Source organism: Virgibacillus sp. M23 (assembly GCF_034190895.1).
GTDB lineage: Bacteria > Bacillota > Bacilli > Bacillales > Amphibacillaceae > Virgibacillus > Virgibacillus salarius.
In genome coordinates, this window is sequence record NZ_JAWDHA010000083.1 from 1 (window position 1) to 15,938 (window position 15,938).

Below are 15,938 nucleotides of genomic sequence, written 5' to 3' on the forward strand. Positions count from 1 at the left end.
AGACTAGAAATGAAACATAAGACGCTAAAAGCTGCATAAATAAAATTGATCTTTATTAAAAAAACTTAAAAATCATCAAGGAACAACTCTATGCATTTTTAAAAACAGCAATTATGAAATTGATTCATTTATAAGCATTATTTAAGAAAAAATCTATAAAATTATAAAGTAGTCAGACGAGAAAGCTAATGATGTAAAAGGAAGGATAAGTAATGACAATTAAAAAGATTAGCTTTTGGATGTTCATTAGAAATAGTTTTCTTATTATTGCTGTGATCTTATTATTTTGGATAATATTAAACCAGATTGTGATGGAGCTTGAGCAACACCGATATCCGCCATTAGGTCAATTAGTTGAAGTGAACGGTGATAAAATGCATGTGTATGTTAAGGGAGAGGGTGAAAAAACGATTGTTTTATTAAGTGGTGCTGGTACAGCTGCACCAGCATTGGATTATGAACCTTTAATAAAAGAAATGGCAAAGAATAATAGAATAGTAGTTGTAGAGACATTTGGGTACGGTTGGAGTGAAACTACTAATAAGAAGCGAACTGTTGAGAACATTGTAGAGGAAATAAGGACCGCACTGTATAAAGCTAATATTAAAGGTCCATATATTTTGATGCCTCATTCAATATCTGGTATTTATAGCTTGTACTATGCCAATAAATACCCCGACGAAATTAAGGCAATAATATGTAATGATTGCACTTTGCCTCAAGTAGTAGATTACTTTAATGAATCTATTCCTACTATACCTCGATATATAAGTGTTTTAGCATCGACTGTAGCCACTAGGTTAGCAGTATATTTGAATTCAGCGAAGTACCTTCCTGAAGCAGAAAATGGAACTTATTCTCTTGAAAACTTAGAAAAGACTAAAATCTTATCGGCATGGAATTTAGGCAACAAAAATATAATTGCTGAAGTTAATGAAATAAATCATAATATTGATAAAACAGTTAATATGTCTTTTCCTACAGATACACCCGTTCTAATATTTACTAAATACAGTGATAGGATAACGACAAATGGTAAAACAATGGAAGCTTTTTATCAAAAGCAGATAAACCATTTATCAACTAAAAAGCTCGTTGTATTAAGAGGACATCATTATTTACACTGGTCTAATTTTAAGGAGATAAGCAAAACCGTTTATGATTTTATAAATACATTTTAACTTTTAAAGTTAGATGTAATAACTTTAAAAAAATTATATAGTCTTCATTCCACGCCATACAAACATTCTTATTCATTTGTTGACCAAAGTAAACCACATTTATGGGATAGATGGCAAAACGAACTAAAATTACTTACTATGACTATCGCTTTTGTATCCTTTTTCGGTCAATCGGTAATCCTTGCATCAAAATTATTTTTGATACAACTTTCCTTAATACGATGCCCTGTTTTTATAGTTCACCATCTCCCTAGACCCTATGCAGGATTACCTTGTAAAAAGGAGGTTATGCTCCTAGTCTATGGATCTCTTTTTAACTGGCTCTATTAACATATATTAAAGATTTCATTTATAGCTTATTGACTCCTATAAAAGCTTTTAGTAAGCATATATAGACAATAAGCTATCGATACAAATAAAGGTACCAACAGATATACTTCAAAAAAAGGAATGACACATAAAATAAATACAAATGAAACAAGTGAGCAAATCCAAGGCTTGCTCCACTTCTTAAAAAGTTTAACACCTGAAATCATTGTTAAAGCATATACGATTAAACCAAGTGACGTCGGTATAAAAAGCAGATCATCAAATGTTGCTGAAAATATAACTGTGATTATTACGCCTATAACTGCAAACCCAACTGCAAATATAACCATGCGTCGTGGAACACCAGAACGATGTATCTTTGATAATACGGTTGGGAATGCTTTATCTCTGCTCAAGGAATACCCTAGCTGCGCCAAACTAGCGATAAATGCGTTTGATGTACCAATACATATTAAATAGGCAAGTACTGCAGTTAATACTTGTGCCCCTATCCCTAGATTATCTTGTATAATAACAGCAATTGGCGAAAAATCGCTTTCAACACTACCATATGTATTTGTGCCAATAGTAACAAAACTAAGTAGTAAAAATAAACAACCTATAATCAATGCGCTAATTACAGAGCTTTTTACAATATTTTTATCAGGTTGTTTGAAATGAGAGGATAAGTTGCAGATTGCCTCCCAGCCAAAGAAGGCCCAGAAAATAACAGTAATAGCAGTGCCAATGGCATACCATCCATCCGTAAAGAAAGGTTGGAAATTATTAAGAGTTACACTTGGTAAAGCTACAATGATTGTAGTCAGTAGTAATAACAATAGACATGAGCTAATGATTAATGCAGCCTTTCCGCTTACTTCCAGACCAAAATAATTAAAGCAGCCTGCAATTAATAAAATTAGTATCGCTGCATATACCTCACCTAAAGGGGTGAAGTTGAATGCCTTACTTAAGTAAAAAGCCCCAGTTAATGCAACGATAGACTGACCAATTGCGGCAGTTACAAAATAGAACCAACCGACGATGTTCCCTAAATGATAACCAAATGACTTTCGAACAAACGTTGCTGTCCCCCCAGCATCAGGGAAATCTCTAGCTAAACTTGCAAAACTATATGCTAATGGAAAACTAAATATAATAACAATAATCCAAGATAGTAAAGAAGCAGGCCCTGCTATAGAAGCGGTTATTCCTGAGACAAATAATACACCAGATCCCAATATTGCAGCTATATATAAACTTATTCCTTGATAAAGATTAATTGTTTTTTTAGTAGTCATGTTCCACACTCCAAATTAAATAATAGTTACATAGAAAAATTCGGAAGTACGTTAAAAAATGATTTAAGATGGATTATTATTTAGTATGTCTTTTTCTAATTGTAGCAACTCATACTTAAACGTTAACCCTCCTCTATAACCAGTGCTTTTACCATTTTTTCTTACAACACGATGACAAGGTATCATAATTAATATTGGATTTGTAGCAATCGCGGAAGCTACAGCTCTGTATGAGTTGGGTTTGCCTAATCTTCTGGCAACATCTGAATAACTCACTGTTTCACCAAATGGTATACATTTTAAAATTTCCCAAACCTGCTGTTGAAATAGGCTACCGCGTAGATCAAAATTTACAGTAAATTCTTTTCTTCGACCAGTAAAAAAATCCTTTAATTGTAATTTGTAATTCCTCAATTTATCCTCATCATTTATCAATGTAGAATGATTGAAAACTTTGGTAGCCCAATCTTGGAAATCTGTACCTGTTTCATACGGGGATCCAACATAAGCTATTCCATGATCTGTACTAGCGATGATTCCTTTTGCATTTTTTAAATACCAATAACTCCAATAGACTCGACACATTACAGTTTTTTCCTTTCATTATTAATGTAAAACAAAGTGTATGCTATTCATTATTTTTATACAAGTAATTTTGAATGTAAAAGCAAGAAATCAAAAGTACAGTTACAGACAATTATGCTATCGTTATAAGAAAATATAGATAAAGGAGTTTTAGCGTGACAGTTTATAAACAACTTCTATCTCTTCCTGAAGACTTCTCTTTTAGGATTAACTTGGATTATTTAAAAAGTACAGAGGATGGTTTATTCCGTACCGATCAAGAAAGCATAACACGCTTTATCGTTTTAGATGGCAATCTTTTTTTTATAAAGATATATGTCAGTAATAACAATAGACTGGTTATAGAAACTGAAGATGTCAGTCAATCTTACACGAAACAGTTTGAGCGACAAATAATGCTTTACATCCGAGATTGGTTCGATTTAGATATTCATTTAGAACCATTTTATACCATTGCAAAACAGGATGAATATCTTAAAATGCCTATATCAAAATTTTATGGATTAAGAAATATAGGAATACCGGACATTTTTGAAGCCTTTGTCTGGGCCATTTTAGGGCAGCAAATAAATTTGAGCTTCGCTTCTACACTAAAAGATAGATTTATTAAAAATTATGGAAAAAGACTAATTCATAATGGAGAGGACTATTGGCTATTTCCTTCCCCTCGTCTAATAGCTTCATTAAGTATGGATGAATTGTTTAAGATTGGTATGTCTCGAAGAAAATGTGAATATATCCGTGGTATAGCACGGCTGATTGCCAATAACCAGATATCAAGAGAAAAATTAGTTCAACTATCTGACATAAATTTAGCAGTAAAGCAACTAACTGCAATAAAAGGAATTGGTCCATGGACTGCAAACTATGTATTACTAAGGTGTGTGCGATATCCCAATGCATTTCCTATAAATGATGTTGGACTTCATAATGCATTAAAGTTAGCTGGGTCATTAGATAGGAAACCTTCGATAGATGAGATTAAACAAATAGCTTCTGCTTGGGAAGGATATGAATCTTACGCAACGTTTTTTCTATGGAGATTAGTATATTAAAGTGTTTCTACTGTACAATAGAATTAACAAAAAATACTGCCCCAAAAGGTTCATTCAGATACAAGAAACCGGAATAACCAAGACCCCAAATGGAAGAACCATCGTAAATTCGTGCAACAGTGATTTATTTGCTCAGAGGCTAAACTGTTGTCGTTGAAAGATAGGATATTCCAGTTCCTTTAAATAGAAATTTATCTTTTGGGACAGTTCCTCATCATTTAATACTTTCTATGAAATTTTTATGAAATACTTCGACATATTTGTTGACGATCTGAATGGGTATGATTAGCTCGATCTTATCAGAAAAGAAAGAGAATGAATGAATATTCATATTATAATATAGGATATATCTATGAAGATCTTTATTTTTGTTTAAGCTGTGACCAATGATGGTTACTTTTCCTCTTTTATCATCCATGACATTTGTTGTTAAGCAAATTATACTACCTGGTGGTAAGCTTCTATTCGTTATTGTTCCAGCAATTACAGTTCCTTGAGAACTCGATAATTTTTTGATTTTAATTGGTATGTTGCTTTTTTTAGCCCATTTAATTGCTTCCGGATGGATAACCTTTCCACCACTTGCAGCTATTTTCAAGGCCTGGTCATAGTTAAGTGTTTTTAGGGTTTGAGCAGAATTTATTATTTTGGGATCTGTAGTCATTATCCCAGGCACATCTGTATAAATATCTAATTGGCAAGCTTGGAAGGTTTGAGCTATCGCCGCAGCCGTGACATCGCTCCCTCCCCTGCTTAGTAATGTTGTGTCACCAGTATAAGTGTACCCCTGGAAGCCAGCTATTATAGGAATAATTCCCTGATTAATTAGTTCTTCCATGTTTCTTTTGTCTATAGATATGATTTCCGCATCTAAATAGTCGTTAGATGTCACTATTCCAGCATTCGCACCTGTCAATGCGGATGATTTTAAACCCCGATGGTTTAAATACGAGCTCAGTACGATGCTTGATATGATTTCCCCACAAGAAGAAATTAATGCTGTTTCTCTTGGTGATAACTCATTCTGTTTAATATATCTTAGTAAAGTATCCGTTGCATATGGATCACCTAATCGCCCAATTGCAGATACAACTAGAATTAATTTATATCCTTTCTCTTGTTCTTTCGTAATAACTTCAGCAATATTTCTTCGGTCTTCCATGGTTTTCAAAGAATTACCACCAAATTTAAGAACTTTTATCTTTTTCATGATCCTCTCCTGGTTTTAATATTCAATGCGTAAAAAAATTCTTTTTCATTTCCAACTTCGTCACAAGTACTGATGTCATAAATTGTATCCCATAACAAATTCGAACTACTTGCGCCTAAATTTCTCATTAATTTTTTGGAGAAGGTCGGCATAATTGGATAAGAAAAAACAGATAAAGCCTTTAATAGATAAGTGACATTAGCTACCTGTTGCGTGTATAAAAAATCGTCTTTTGCTTTCATTGGTAAAACCTTTTCCTCTAAATAATCAATAATTGAACTCATATAGTCCTCTAATTCAAAGGAAGCTTTTCGTAGACTAAATTGTTCCAAATCATAGAATTTTTCTAGATTCTTTTTTGTTCTTTGTATTAAGCTAGAGCTTTGATAATGTATTGCAGCGTTTTTGGGTATGATTCCCTTAAAATCATGATTAATCATTTCTATATATCTATTTATTGTGTCTTCCCATTTTTTAGTGAATTTATCATTAGTCTGTAAAAAATCATCGAAAGAAAAGTTAGTTTGCATATGCTCCGGATTAGTTAAGGATAAATAAAACCTAAGATTATCTGATGGAACATCCTTTAAGAGTTCTCCTCCCCATATTGCATGTCCTTTACTTGTAGAGAACTTCTCTTTATCTAGTAAATAAAAGTAATTCGTAATGATGTGCTCAGGTAATAACTCATCCTTTTCGATAGCAAATGCGCTTGCAACATGTAGTACGGAATTAAAAAAACTGTTATCAAATCCGAGGAATTGTACAAGCGTCTGTTTATGTTTGTTCTCTCTGCGAATACCATATTGATGTAGATAATGTGAATCAATACTTTCTAATATCCCAGGGTACATTTCAAACCATACATTTATTACTTGGTCTTTAAATCCCTCGATTGGAACGGGTATTCCCCAATTCGAAGGATAGGTTACTGGATAGTCCGGAATGTCTTTTGCTATTATCTGTTTACAAAATTCTATTAGCTGAGGTCTCCAAGTTGTTCTTGATGAATAAAAATGATTCAACTTATCTTTATAATCGTTAATAGGGAAAAATAGACCCGTATATTGTTTAATTATTGGAATAGATTTACAAATTGTGCAGAAGGGCTGCTCCAAATTAATAGGGTCGTTAATTTGACCACAAGCTTCGCATAAATTACCAGATGAATCACTTTTACAATAGGGACATTTTCCTTTTACAAATGACTCATATAAATTCAACTTACATTTGTCGCAGTATAATATATCTTTCGTTTTCTTTTTTAATTTCCCTTTATTATATAATTCTAGGAAAAATGTTAATACATAATTAATATGTTTGTTATTACCCAATGGATTCTTGTATAAATCCACATCGATGTTTGCCGATTTTAATGTAGATCTAACAATATTATTATTCTTCTCTACCATTTCTTCTGGATCGATTTTCTTATTATTAGCTGTTGTCGCTACATAGCTCTGGTGATCATCACCATAAGTAATATACGCAACGTTATTACCTGTTATTTTTTTGAAGCGGGTGTAAACATCCGCCGCAAGATAGGGGCCAGCTAAATGCCCGATATGAAGGTCGCCATTAGGTGTCGGTGGTGTTGCCGTAACATATATTTCACTCATCATAAAACCTCCTCATTTTAATGTTTCCAATGATTATTTTCTAACTGATATTGTTCAATTCCAACAGCTCCCCACCAAACAGCTAAGAATTTTAGAGGTTTACCTCCAGTATTATGAAGCGAATGGACAGAAAAAGGCTCGAAATAAATAACATCTTCTTGATATACCTTTTCCGTTTCCCCATCTACATTAATAACACCTTCCCCTTCTAAAATAATAAAAGATTCTTCTTCATCATGATTGTGAGGCTCTGTTGTCTCACCAGGTTGTACAATTATAATTCCTGAACCAAATGGTGATTTTCGGGTTTTGTCCCACGGATATATTCTTCTTAATAAAGAGCCGTACTCATATTTATAGTCATCACGATGGTGCCTTTGGATATTTACTCCTTTTTTCTTTGTTCTTTTTAACGCTCTTTCTAGATAACGATCAACAATTTCCTTTGGATAATGTTGATTTAAAGAAGCCTTTACACCTTCATAGTAGCTTAGCGATGGCTCTCTTCGTTCTTCGATAATTTTTGGCACCATTATATAGGCTTTTACTTTTTTATCAGCAAGATAAATTTCTACTTCTTTCAACATATAACCATAATCATTTTTTCTAAGAAGACTAATTTGATTTTCATTGATTTCGAAAGCTATTCCTAATACTTCCCCTCCATCTTTTTGTATTACCGTTGAGGTCCCCCCATTAAAATCTGGATGGAATCCTGTAAATGTGTATATATGCTCCTTTAATATTGCTTTAGAATAGCTATTCCATTTGCCTAAGTCCTTCTTTGCTGTCTCCAGGTTACAAGTTAATCCAAAAGAAAATAAATATGGCATTATCGATCACTCCCGTTTAATTTTATAAAATCTCCAGCTTTCATTTCATAAACATCCCACTCAAATTCTAGCAAGTCTCCTTTTGGCGAAAATGAAACTTCTTCTAATCCTTCAACTACAACTCCATCTTTAAGGCTATTTATGAAGCGTTTACAACCGTGTTTCTTTAATAGTGATATGTTATTTAATAGAATCTTAGTTGCAATATAGCTTGTGACGGAGTAAGCAGCTGGCTTTAAAGATGCGATTTCTTTATATTTATTTTCAAAATTCTTATAATTAATTCCGTAAAGGTCCTTCTTAGTAGAAATAGTAAAGAGTTTTAATCCATCATGTTTACTAGTCAGATATGGAAAATCAGCTACAAATATATCATCACCAAATATAACCGTACCTGTAAAATTTGCTTTCGCTAATTTCTCAGTTAATAACAATGCACCTTCGTACGTACCTGCAAACAATAAAGTATCTCTATCATCTATTTCTGATACAATATTGTCATTAATTAATATCGACGTTTTCAAGCTTAGTCCTTTCTCTAAAATTGATTTTCTTAGTAATTTTGATAGTTGATTTCCGTAACTATTTTCTTGGTATACTATTTTTAAACTAGTATTAGCTGTTAATTTATCTGCTAGATGAACCATTTCATAAGCCATCTCTTCATCTCTTCCACAAACTCTAAGAATATTATCAAAGCCTTGTTCCGTAAGCAATGGATGTGAAGTACCTGGGGCTAAGAAAGGAATGTCTATATCAGAGTAAATAGTCGCAGCTACAAGCGATTGGTTTGCGCTTAAGTGACCAATTACTGCTTCAGCCCCTCTATTTACGAGTTGATTTGCAGCCTTAAGTGTAGAATCTTTATCAAAAGAACTTTTCTCCCAAAGTACCTCAATATCATAAAGCCTATCTTTCTTCTTGAGATATTCATTAACAGCAATTGCTACACCTGTATACAATTCTCTGGTATGACCGCTTAAATTCGCACTTATGCCTATTCTAAAAAGCTTATTTTTGTTATTGGAAGTTTTGGGTAACATGTCATCTAATGTTTTTATTGGATCAACAGATTTAACTACTGCTTTTTCACTCATAAGCTTCACGCGCCTTTTTGTATGCTAGTTGATCTCTACGAATATGATCAGGGTTTAGCTTTTTCCCAACTGCAAGATAATAACTAAGTAACTGCATTGGTAAAACATATAGTAATGGCACTAATAATTCATGACAGCTCGGTAAATTAAATACATAATCCGCATTAGTTATATCATTTTTTTCAGAAGTAAATAGTAGCGATGTACTGCCAATTAATTTACTAGCTTTAAACAGATCAGACACCCTTTCTTTCATATTCGGGTTACTAGCGATTACAATAATTGCTGTATCTTTATTACACATAACTAACGGTCCATGGAATAGCTGTTCCACATCCATACTAGTTGTTGGAGTATAGTGAACCTCACCGAACTTTAATGTAGTTTCATGAGCAACTCCGATTGTATTTTCATTCCCACATACCACAAAGAAATCACTTTTTAAGTCATCTGCTAATTCCTTCATTTCATTTTTGCGATTCAATACATTAGTAAATAGAGAAGGTAATTGAATAGCTACTGAATTAACTATGTCATTAATTGCAAGATCTCCCATTTCTCTTGCTAGCTTCCCCATCAGTATGAGCATTAAAAAAGTACTTAAGGTATAGGTGATTGTATGTGCAAGAGATTTATCGTCTTTATAGCCATAAGTCAGTACAAAATCTGATATATCTGCACATCTACTTGCTGTATCACCTGTAACTACTACCGTCTTGCAGTTATTTTTATTAGCTAAAAAAATACAATCGAATGTAGCTTTTGTATCTCCCGAATGAGAAAAGGCGATTACTACATCCTCTTCATTAAGGGAGTAATTAGGAGACATTAATTCAAACGCAGGTACAGATCTAAATTTATTTTTCTCTTTAAACATTATTTGACTTATGCTAAAACTAGACAAGGCTACATGATAGGATGTTCCGCATCCTATCAGAAAAATTCTCTTACTCTTTTTTAAAGTATCTAATAAACTTCCGTGATTTTGAAATTTTAATGATAAAAACAGTTTCTTTAAATATTCAGGCTGTAACATAATTTCTTCATACATATAATAAGGATGACTATTCCTCGATTCCATATAAATCTTCCCCCTTCTTTATAAATTACATATATTTATACATGCTTTCTGTTTGGAAATAGGTGTACTTTTTTTCATTCTCAAATCGATTTATCCTGTAATACTTTAGCTCATTTGTTTTTGTGTTATATAAAATTTCTTTAGCTATAGCTTCACCTACTGCAGGAGCTATTTTATATCCCCCTCCACCAAAACCAACGGATAAATACAGCCCTTCATATTCAGTAGGACCAATAAGAGGATATTGATCGGGAGTATAGCTATCAAAACCAATACGTCCACCCAAAACTTTGGCCTTCTGCAGAATAGGGAACCTTTTAGAAGCTCTATCAATTGCTTCGAGTGCTTCTTCATTTTGAATTTTCCTCTTAAAATGAATATCGCTAATATCACACTCAGAGGATTTTATTCCTATTAGAATTCGGCCGTCAGGGAATGGGCGCATATACGTGTCTGAAGTATCATCTATATAGGAATGTGATAAGACTTTATCTGTATCAGTATGTGCAAAAACAACTCCTAAGCGCTTGGTATAGATAGGTAAGTCAATACCAAGATTTTTGGTTAGCTTTCCCCCCCAGTAATTGGATGCGATTATCACACGTTTAGCGAATATCTGAGATAAATTTGTTTGAACACCAACAACTTTATTTTTATTTACTACGATATCTTGAACCTCTGTACCTTCCATTAAATGAAGCCCTTGCTTTAGACCTTCATTAATAAATGCTAAGCTAGTTTTTGCTGGATTACCATATCCACCAAGAGGTTCATAGGAGACAGCACCTATATTCTCGACATTTATAAACCGTTCTTCTAAATTGTATTCATTTGGTGAATAAACTTTAATCGGTAATCCTAAATTGACCATATTTTGAACATTGATCTTTAAATTTTCAACATATTGAGGACCTACCATTAATGAGAAACCTATTGGATGATAACCAAAATCCATTTGTTTGGCTGCTGTAAGCTCCTTATACAATTGTAAGCTTCTAAAAGAAAGATATTGATTAGCATTGTTCGTATGGTGTACTCTTAGTAATCCACCAGATATACTTGTTGCCCCATCCCCTGGCGGTTTTCCTTTTTCACATAGCAAGACATTAAATTTTTTTGATTTAGTAAGAAAGTAAGCAATACTGGCCCCGATTACTCCGCCTCCAACAATAATCACATCGTAGTTCATTTTCATCTATCTCCCTAAACTATCTTTTATTGCTAAAGTAAAAATAGTTAACGCTTTTTCGAGTTCAGTCTTTTTTATTGTAAGTGGAGGTATCCATCTGATTACTTGATTATAAGGACCACAGGTTAGTAATATTAATCCTCGTGAGAGACAATTTTGCCTTACCTTTTCGGCTATTACCGTACCAGGATTTCCATTGTCATCAACGAATTCACATCCAATCATCAATCCTTTACCACGGACATCAACGATGATAGGATATTCCTTTTTTATTGCTTGTAATTCTGCTAACAAGAAGTCTCCCATTTCCTTAGCATTACTTACTAACTCTTCGTCTTCTAACACGTTGATCGTCTCAATAGCTGCTGCCATAGAGATAGGATTAGGTCCATAAGTTCCACCATGTGAACCTGGAATCCATTTATCCATTATTTCCTTATTGGCTGCTATCCCACTTAGCGGAAGACCTGATGCAATACCTTTAGCAATCACAAGAATATCTGGTACTATATTGAAATGTTTAAACGCAAAGTATTCGCCTGTTCTTCCAAAGCCCGTTTGAATTTCATCAAAAATTAATAATATATTGTTCTTATTACAAATATCCCTAATACCGTTAATAAAGCTCTCTGGTGGCGTTACATACCCACCTTCTCCTAATATCGGCTCAATAATCATAGCCGCTGTTTCATCTGGCGAAGTTTGAGTATTTAATAAATGCTCGAGTTCAGCTAAACAATATCTTGTTCTTTCTTCACTGTCTTCCTCTCTGTATTGTCTAGAGTATGGATGCGGACTAACAAATACACCAGACATAAGAGGCTGATATCCCGATCGATATACAGATTTAGCGGTTGTTAAAGATAATGCTCCTATTGAACGCCCATGATATCCCCCCTGAAAGCAGATAATATTTGGTTTTTTAGTAGCGTGACGTGCTAATTTAATGGCACCTTCTACTGCTTCACTTCCACTATTTGAAAAGAAGAAACAGTTTAGTTTTTCCGGTATAATTTTCTGTAGATCATTTGTTAACCGGTCCAACATAGAGTTATACAAGATTGTTGTTTGACCATGTAGTAGTTTTTCACTTTGTTCCTTTATAGCCTTTACTACTCTAGGATGGCAATGTCCCGTGTTTGTAACCCCAATACCTGATGTACAATCAATAAATTTTCTACCTGATTGATCATAGATATGCACACCTTCTCCATAATCCACATCAATATTCGTAAACAATGGCCAAACTCGAGAAACTTTATCCGAATGTTGTTTTACCTTCAAGACAATACACCATCTTTCATAGAGGTAATATTGTTCATTGAATCAAGTATTCTTTGAGCCTTCGTCGCCATCATAGTGAATGATGCTGCATCCCCTATCCCATGAGTTTTCTCTGTTAAACCATTCAAATAAATGTTAGCCTTTACATTTGATTTTGTGTCTACTTTATAGTTTTCAGAGACTTTTAAACTATTATTCTTGTTATAATTAAAGTATTTTTTCATTGGTTGAAGTACTTCTGGAAATTCTTCCTCAAAAAACCCAGTACAAAGGATAATGTAATCCGTATTTATTGAATCTTCTTGTTTGTTATATATATCTTTAATATTTAGTAAATAATCTTTTTGAGTATTAGCCACATCTACTATCTCTTTACAGCGATGTAATTCTATTTGTTCTGTTCCTCTAATTTTATCTTCATACATCTTCCAATATAGTGCTTCACTAACATCATCATCTACAGCTGAATAATTTGTATGTTTGATCTGCTCGAATAGTTTATCTCGTTCGTTTTGGTTCAATGAGTAAAAGTAATTCGTAAACTCAGGAAAAAATACTTCATTTGTAAAATGGCCTAACTCATATAGCCGGAATCCGGTATGCCTAACAATAGAATTTATTTTTGACTTTGGAAATTTATTAGCTAGATATAGAATTATTTCAACAGAGTTTTGCCCCGAACCAATAACTGTAAAAGTAGGATTATCATCTTTATTAATACTTTGTACGGAACTTCTGAATTTACTTGCGTGAAAAACTTTGTCACTTACTTTATCTTTAAATTGGCTTGGAATATAAGGTTTTCTACCTGAATTTAAAATAAGATTCGTAGTGTGAAAAACATTGTGTTCTTTGCTTACATTATTAACTGTATGCACTTCAAGACCTTCAATATCATCATTTACTACTATCGGCTTTACAGACTTAACTTCTTCGTTATAATGTGCTTTGTCATCTATTTGTTTGGAAACCCATTGAACATAATCAGACCATTCCGTTCGACTTGGGCGACCTAATAACCCAAAAGAAAACAATCTTCCTTTCTCATATAAATAGTTTGAAAAGGTATATTGACTTCTTGGATTTCTAGGTGTAGCAAAATCACGTAAAAAATGGTGCTGAATATCTGTACCAGGTAGTAACATTTCCGGCATCCATGCCGAATCATTGTTTTTTTCAAGAAATACTCTTTTATATACACTCTTATTATTGATATCTTCCATATCTCTTATTGCAGTTTCTAAAGCAATTCCTGCAGGACCAAATCCTACACCAACGACATCATAAAATTTTCTGTACATTTTTTTCCTCCTTGGTCATTAATTGATAATATTTTCTATAAATGGATGGGCTAAGTCCAACTTCCTTTTTAAAGATCTGAGAGAAATAAGATAAATTTGTGTAACCAATGGACATACAGACATCTGTAACTAATTGACCATTTTCTAGCATATCTTTTGCTTTTGCGATTCTTAACTTAATTAAATAGTCTTTAAAACCAATTCCCATAGACTCTCTAAAAAATCTAGAGAAATAGGCTGTATTTAAAAATAGATGATTAGCTACACTTTTTAAATTGAGGTTGCTATTCTGTAGGTTATTTTCAATATAAAGCAATGCTTCTATTAATTTTTCATTGTTAACATGGGTAAGTTCATTGAAGTCTATTTGTACATTGATAATGTTAAAAATCAATTCGAATATATCTTCTTTTGGTACCGTATTTACTCTTATTAATGGAATATGAAGTTTCTCAAATTCTTCTATTAACATTTGTCCATCACTGATTAAATTGTTTCCTTCGATAATTATTAGCATCTTATATCTCTCTAGATTTTTCTTTTCAAGGGTTTTCAAATCTCTGATTAATACAACTTTTAATTTTTTTAGTAGAAATACTTCTCTGTCATCAAGTATTTTTTTTGCATCGTATAATAAAATACATTTTACCCCCAAGTTGCCTCCTCCTTTATATCTAACACCTCCATAATATATTAGTATTACTTCAGATATGTTGGAGTAACCACCCATGAGTTAATAGTATCGGAGTAAAAGTTACAATGCTTTGGTTTTTTTTACCAATATTTTAGTTTTTTCTACATATTTGAAATATTTGTAGAAAATAGTATTGATTCAATATACGATAAAAAAAATTGGAGGGATGCATGATGAATACAAAACACTATCGAATCAAGTTGAAAGGGGAATTTAATTTTTCGATGATAGACGAAGTATTTGAAGTAATAAAGCTACCATTTATAAGTATTAATTCGGTGAATAAATATCAATTAGAAGGAGGAGAAAATTTATTTTTTCTAAGAATAGAACTTCAATGTAAAGCAGATAAGCGTATTAAATATATAGAAGAGTCTTTATTAAGAATCGGAAATAATTATGCTAGTGATATAAGTATGGAAGAAGTAACTAAAAAGAATATGGCTATATTTGTTTCAAAGGATAACCATTGCTTGAGAGAGATCTTGTGGAGGTGGTCTGATGGAGAGCTTTCATGTAACATACCACTTGTAATTAGTGATTACGATATCCATAAAGAACTAGTTGAATCTTATGGAATACCATTTTTAAAGTTAAGATTAACGAAGACCAATGAGAAGAATGATAGCATAGCATCAAGCATACTTATGGAAAATAATATTGATTTTATAGTACTTGCCAGGTACATGCAAGTACTATCTCCTCGTTTTGTTCGTAAATTCGATAAGAAAATTATTAATATACATCATTCTTTGCTACCTGCATTTATTGGCGCTAACACTTATAGAAGAGCATTTGAACGTGGAGTTAAGGTAATTGGGGCTACAGCTCATTATGTTACTGAAAAATTAGATGAAGGCCCAATACTAGCACAACAGGCCATCCATTTAACGGATGGGTTAACTTTAAGTGATTACAAACAGTACGGAAAAAGTATCGAATCGGATACTTTACTTCAAGCAATTAAATGGCATATTGAGGATAAAATTTTTATTTATCATAATAAAGCACTCGTACTCAAATAATTTGATACTTATATAGCAAAAATGGAGTGTGATCAAAACCGAGACATTAAGAAAAACTGAGCAAAATTCGCTCAGTCCTTATCACTACATGCTCAGATTTACGCTTCCTCTAGTAGCTATTATGGAATAATAGCTACTGCTTGACCACCACTCCGGCTGCCCACTTCCCTTTCC

14 protein-coding genes are annotated in these 15,938 nt (G+C 32.9%); 3 read left to right on the forward strand and 11 right to left on the reverse strand.

The window, feature by feature from the left end:
• The first annotated feature begins 212 nt into the window (after positions 1-212).
• A complete protein-coding gene (locus RVS70_RS20050; RefSeq protein ID WP_321134597.1) occupies positions 213-1,181 on the forward strand; it encodes an alpha/beta hydrolase in 969 nt (322 codons plus the stop codon).
• A 356-nt stretch (positions 1,182-1,537) separates the two neighbouring features.
• Here RVS70_RS20050 and RVS70_RS20055 read toward each other — a convergent pair whose 3' ends face one another.
• Both RVS70_RS20055 and RVS70_RS20060 read right to left on the reverse strand, forming a co-directional pair.
• Positions 1,538-2,791: an APC family permease gene (locus RVS70_RS20055; protein ID WP_034679745.1), complete on the reverse strand. Its 1,254-nt coding sequence runs from the start codon at positions 2,789-2,791 to the stop codon at positions 1,538-1,540.
• Between the two features lie 63 nt (positions 2,792-2,854).
• The gene (locus tag RVS70_RS20060; protein WP_121604752.1) at positions 2,855-3,376 is read right to left on the reverse strand and encodes a methylated-DNA--[protein]-cysteine S-methyltransferase; all 522 of its coding nucleotides are present in this window, start codon (positions 3,374-3,376) and stop codon (positions 2,855-2,857) included.
• Positions 3,377-3,531: 155 nt separating this feature from the next.
• Here RVS70_RS20060 and RVS70_RS20065 point away from each other — a divergent pair, with 155 nt between their 5' ends.
• The gene (locus tag RVS70_RS20065) at positions 3,532-4,431 is read left to right on the forward strand and encodes a DNA-3-methyladenine glycosylase 2 (RefSeq protein ID WP_121604751.1); all 900 of its coding nucleotides are present in this window, start codon (positions 3,532-3,534) and stop codon (positions 4,429-4,431) included.
• A gap of 214 nt (positions 4,432-4,645) precedes the next feature.
• On the opposite strand, the gene RVS70_RS20070 is transcribed toward RVS70_RS20065, so the two are convergent.
• The 9 genes from RVS70_RS20070 to RVS70_RS20110 are packed head-to-tail and all read right to left on the reverse strand — an operon-like array spanning position 4,646 to position 14,700.
• Positions 4,646-5,641: an aspartate kinase gene (locus tag RVS70_RS20070; RefSeq protein ID WP_051388456.1), complete on the reverse strand. Its 996-nt coding sequence runs from the start codon at positions 5,639-5,641 to the stop codon at positions 4,646-4,648.
• The gene (locus RVS70_RS20075) at positions 5,638-7,260 is read right to left on the reverse strand and encodes a class I tRNA ligase family protein (RefSeq protein WP_051388457.1); all 1,623 of its coding nucleotides are present in this window, start codon (positions 7,258-7,260) and stop codon (positions 5,638-5,640) included. Before RVS70_RS20075 ends, RVS70_RS20070 begins: the two co-directional genes overlap by 4 nt.
• A 17-nt stretch (positions 7,261-7,277) precedes the next feature.
• Positions 7,278-8,093: a cupin domain-containing protein gene (locus RVS70_RS20080; protein ID WP_051388458.1), complete on the reverse strand. Its 816-nt coding sequence runs from the start codon at positions 8,091-8,093 to the stop codon at positions 7,278-7,280.
• Positions 8,093-9,190, reverse strand: coding sequence for an ABC transporter substrate-binding protein (locus RVS70_RS20085; RefSeq protein WP_026682876.1), 1,098 nt, complete (start codon positions 9,188-9,190; stop codon positions 8,093-8,095). Before RVS70_RS20085 ends, RVS70_RS20080 begins: the two co-directional genes overlap by 1 nt.
• Positions 9,183-10,271, reverse strand: a complete 1,089-nt coding sequence (locus tag RVS70_RS20090) for an SIS domain-containing protein (protein WP_026682877.1) — start codon at positions 10,269-10,271, stop codon at positions 9,183-9,185. Before RVS70_RS20090 ends, RVS70_RS20085 begins: the two co-directional genes overlap by 8 nt.
• 25 nt (positions 10,272-10,296) lie before the next feature.
• Positions 10,297-11,460 (reverse strand): NAD(P)/FAD-dependent oxidoreductase, encoded by a 1,164-nt coding sequence (locus tag RVS70_RS20095; protein ID WP_161629296.1) that lies wholly within the window; start codon positions 11,458-11,460, stop codon positions 10,297-10,299.
• A gap of 6 nt (positions 11,461-11,466) precedes the next feature.
• On the reverse strand, positions 11,467-12,744 hold the full coding sequence (locus RVS70_RS20100) for an aspartate aminotransferase family protein (RefSeq protein ID WP_321134604.1): 1,278 nt from the start codon (positions 12,742-12,744) through the stop codon (positions 11,467-11,469).
• Complete coding sequence (locus tag RVS70_RS20105) at positions 12,741-14,045, reverse strand: SidA/IucD/PvdA family monooxygenase (RefSeq protein WP_166530569.1); 1,305 nt, start codon at positions 14,043-14,045, stop codon at positions 12,741-12,743. The genes RVS70_RS20100 and RVS70_RS20105 overlap by 4 nt, the downstream gene beginning before the upstream one ends.
• Positions 14,026-14,700 carry a helix-turn-helix transcriptional regulator gene (locus RVS70_RS20110; protein WP_051388459.1) on the reverse strand — a complete coding sequence of 225 codons (675 nt, stop codon included), beginning with the start codon at positions 14,698-14,700 and terminating at the stop codon, positions 14,026-14,028. The genes RVS70_RS20105 and RVS70_RS20110 overlap by 20 nt, the downstream gene beginning before the upstream one ends.
• A gap of 212 nt (positions 14,701-14,912) precedes the next feature.
• On the opposite strand from RVS70_RS20110, the gene RVS70_RS20115 reads away from it, so the two are divergent.
• A complete protein-coding gene (locus tag RVS70_RS20115) occupies positions 14,913-15,764 on the forward strand; it encodes a formyltetrahydrofolate deformylase (RefSeq protein ID WP_321134606.1) in 852 nt (283 codons plus the stop codon).
• Positions 15,765-15,938: the final 174 nt, after the last annotated feature.

Coding starts and splice junctions, on each gene's coding strand:
- RVS70_RS20070 (WP_051388456.1), bottom strand. CDS start 5,641: ATGAAAAAGATAAAAGTTCTTAAATTTGGTGGTAATTCTTTGAAAACC.
- RVS70_RS20050 (WP_321134597.1), top strand. CDS start 213: ATGACAATTAAAAAGATTAGCTTTTGGATGTTCATTAGAAATAGTTTT.
- RVS70_RS20080 (WP_051388458.1), bottom strand. CDS start 8,093: ATGCCATATTTATTTTCTTTTGGATTAACTTGTAACCTGGAGACAGCA.
- RVS70_RS20090 (WP_026682877.1), bottom strand. CDS start 10,271: ATGGAATCGAGGAATAGTCATCCTTATTATATGTATGAAGAAATTATG.
- RVS70_RS20105 (WP_166530569.1), bottom strand. CDS start 14,045: ATGTACAGAAAATTTTATGATGTCGTTGGTGTAGGATTTGGTCCTGCA.
- RVS70_RS20085 (WP_026682876.1), bottom strand. CDS start 9,190: ATGAGTGAAAAAGCAGTAGTTAAATCTGTTGATCCAATAAAAACATTA.
- RVS70_RS20055 (WP_034679745.1), bottom strand. CDS start 2,791: ATGACTACTAAAAAAACAATTAATCTTTATCAAGGAATAAGTTTATAT.
- RVS70_RS20095 (WP_161629296.1), bottom strand. CDS start 11,460: ATGAACTACGATGTGATTATTGTTGGAGGCGGAGTAATCGGGGCCAGT.
- RVS70_RS20060 (WP_121604752.1), bottom strand. CDS start 3,376: ATGTGTCGAGTCTATTGGAGTTATTGGTATTTAAAAAATGCAAAAGGA.
- RVS70_RS20075 (WP_051388457.1), bottom strand. CDS start 7,260: ATGAGTGAAATATATGTTACGGCAACACCACCGACACCTAATGGCGAC.
- RVS70_RS20115 (WP_321134606.1), top strand. CDS start 14,913: ATGAATACAAAACACTATCGAATCAAGTTGAAAGGGGAATTTAATTTT.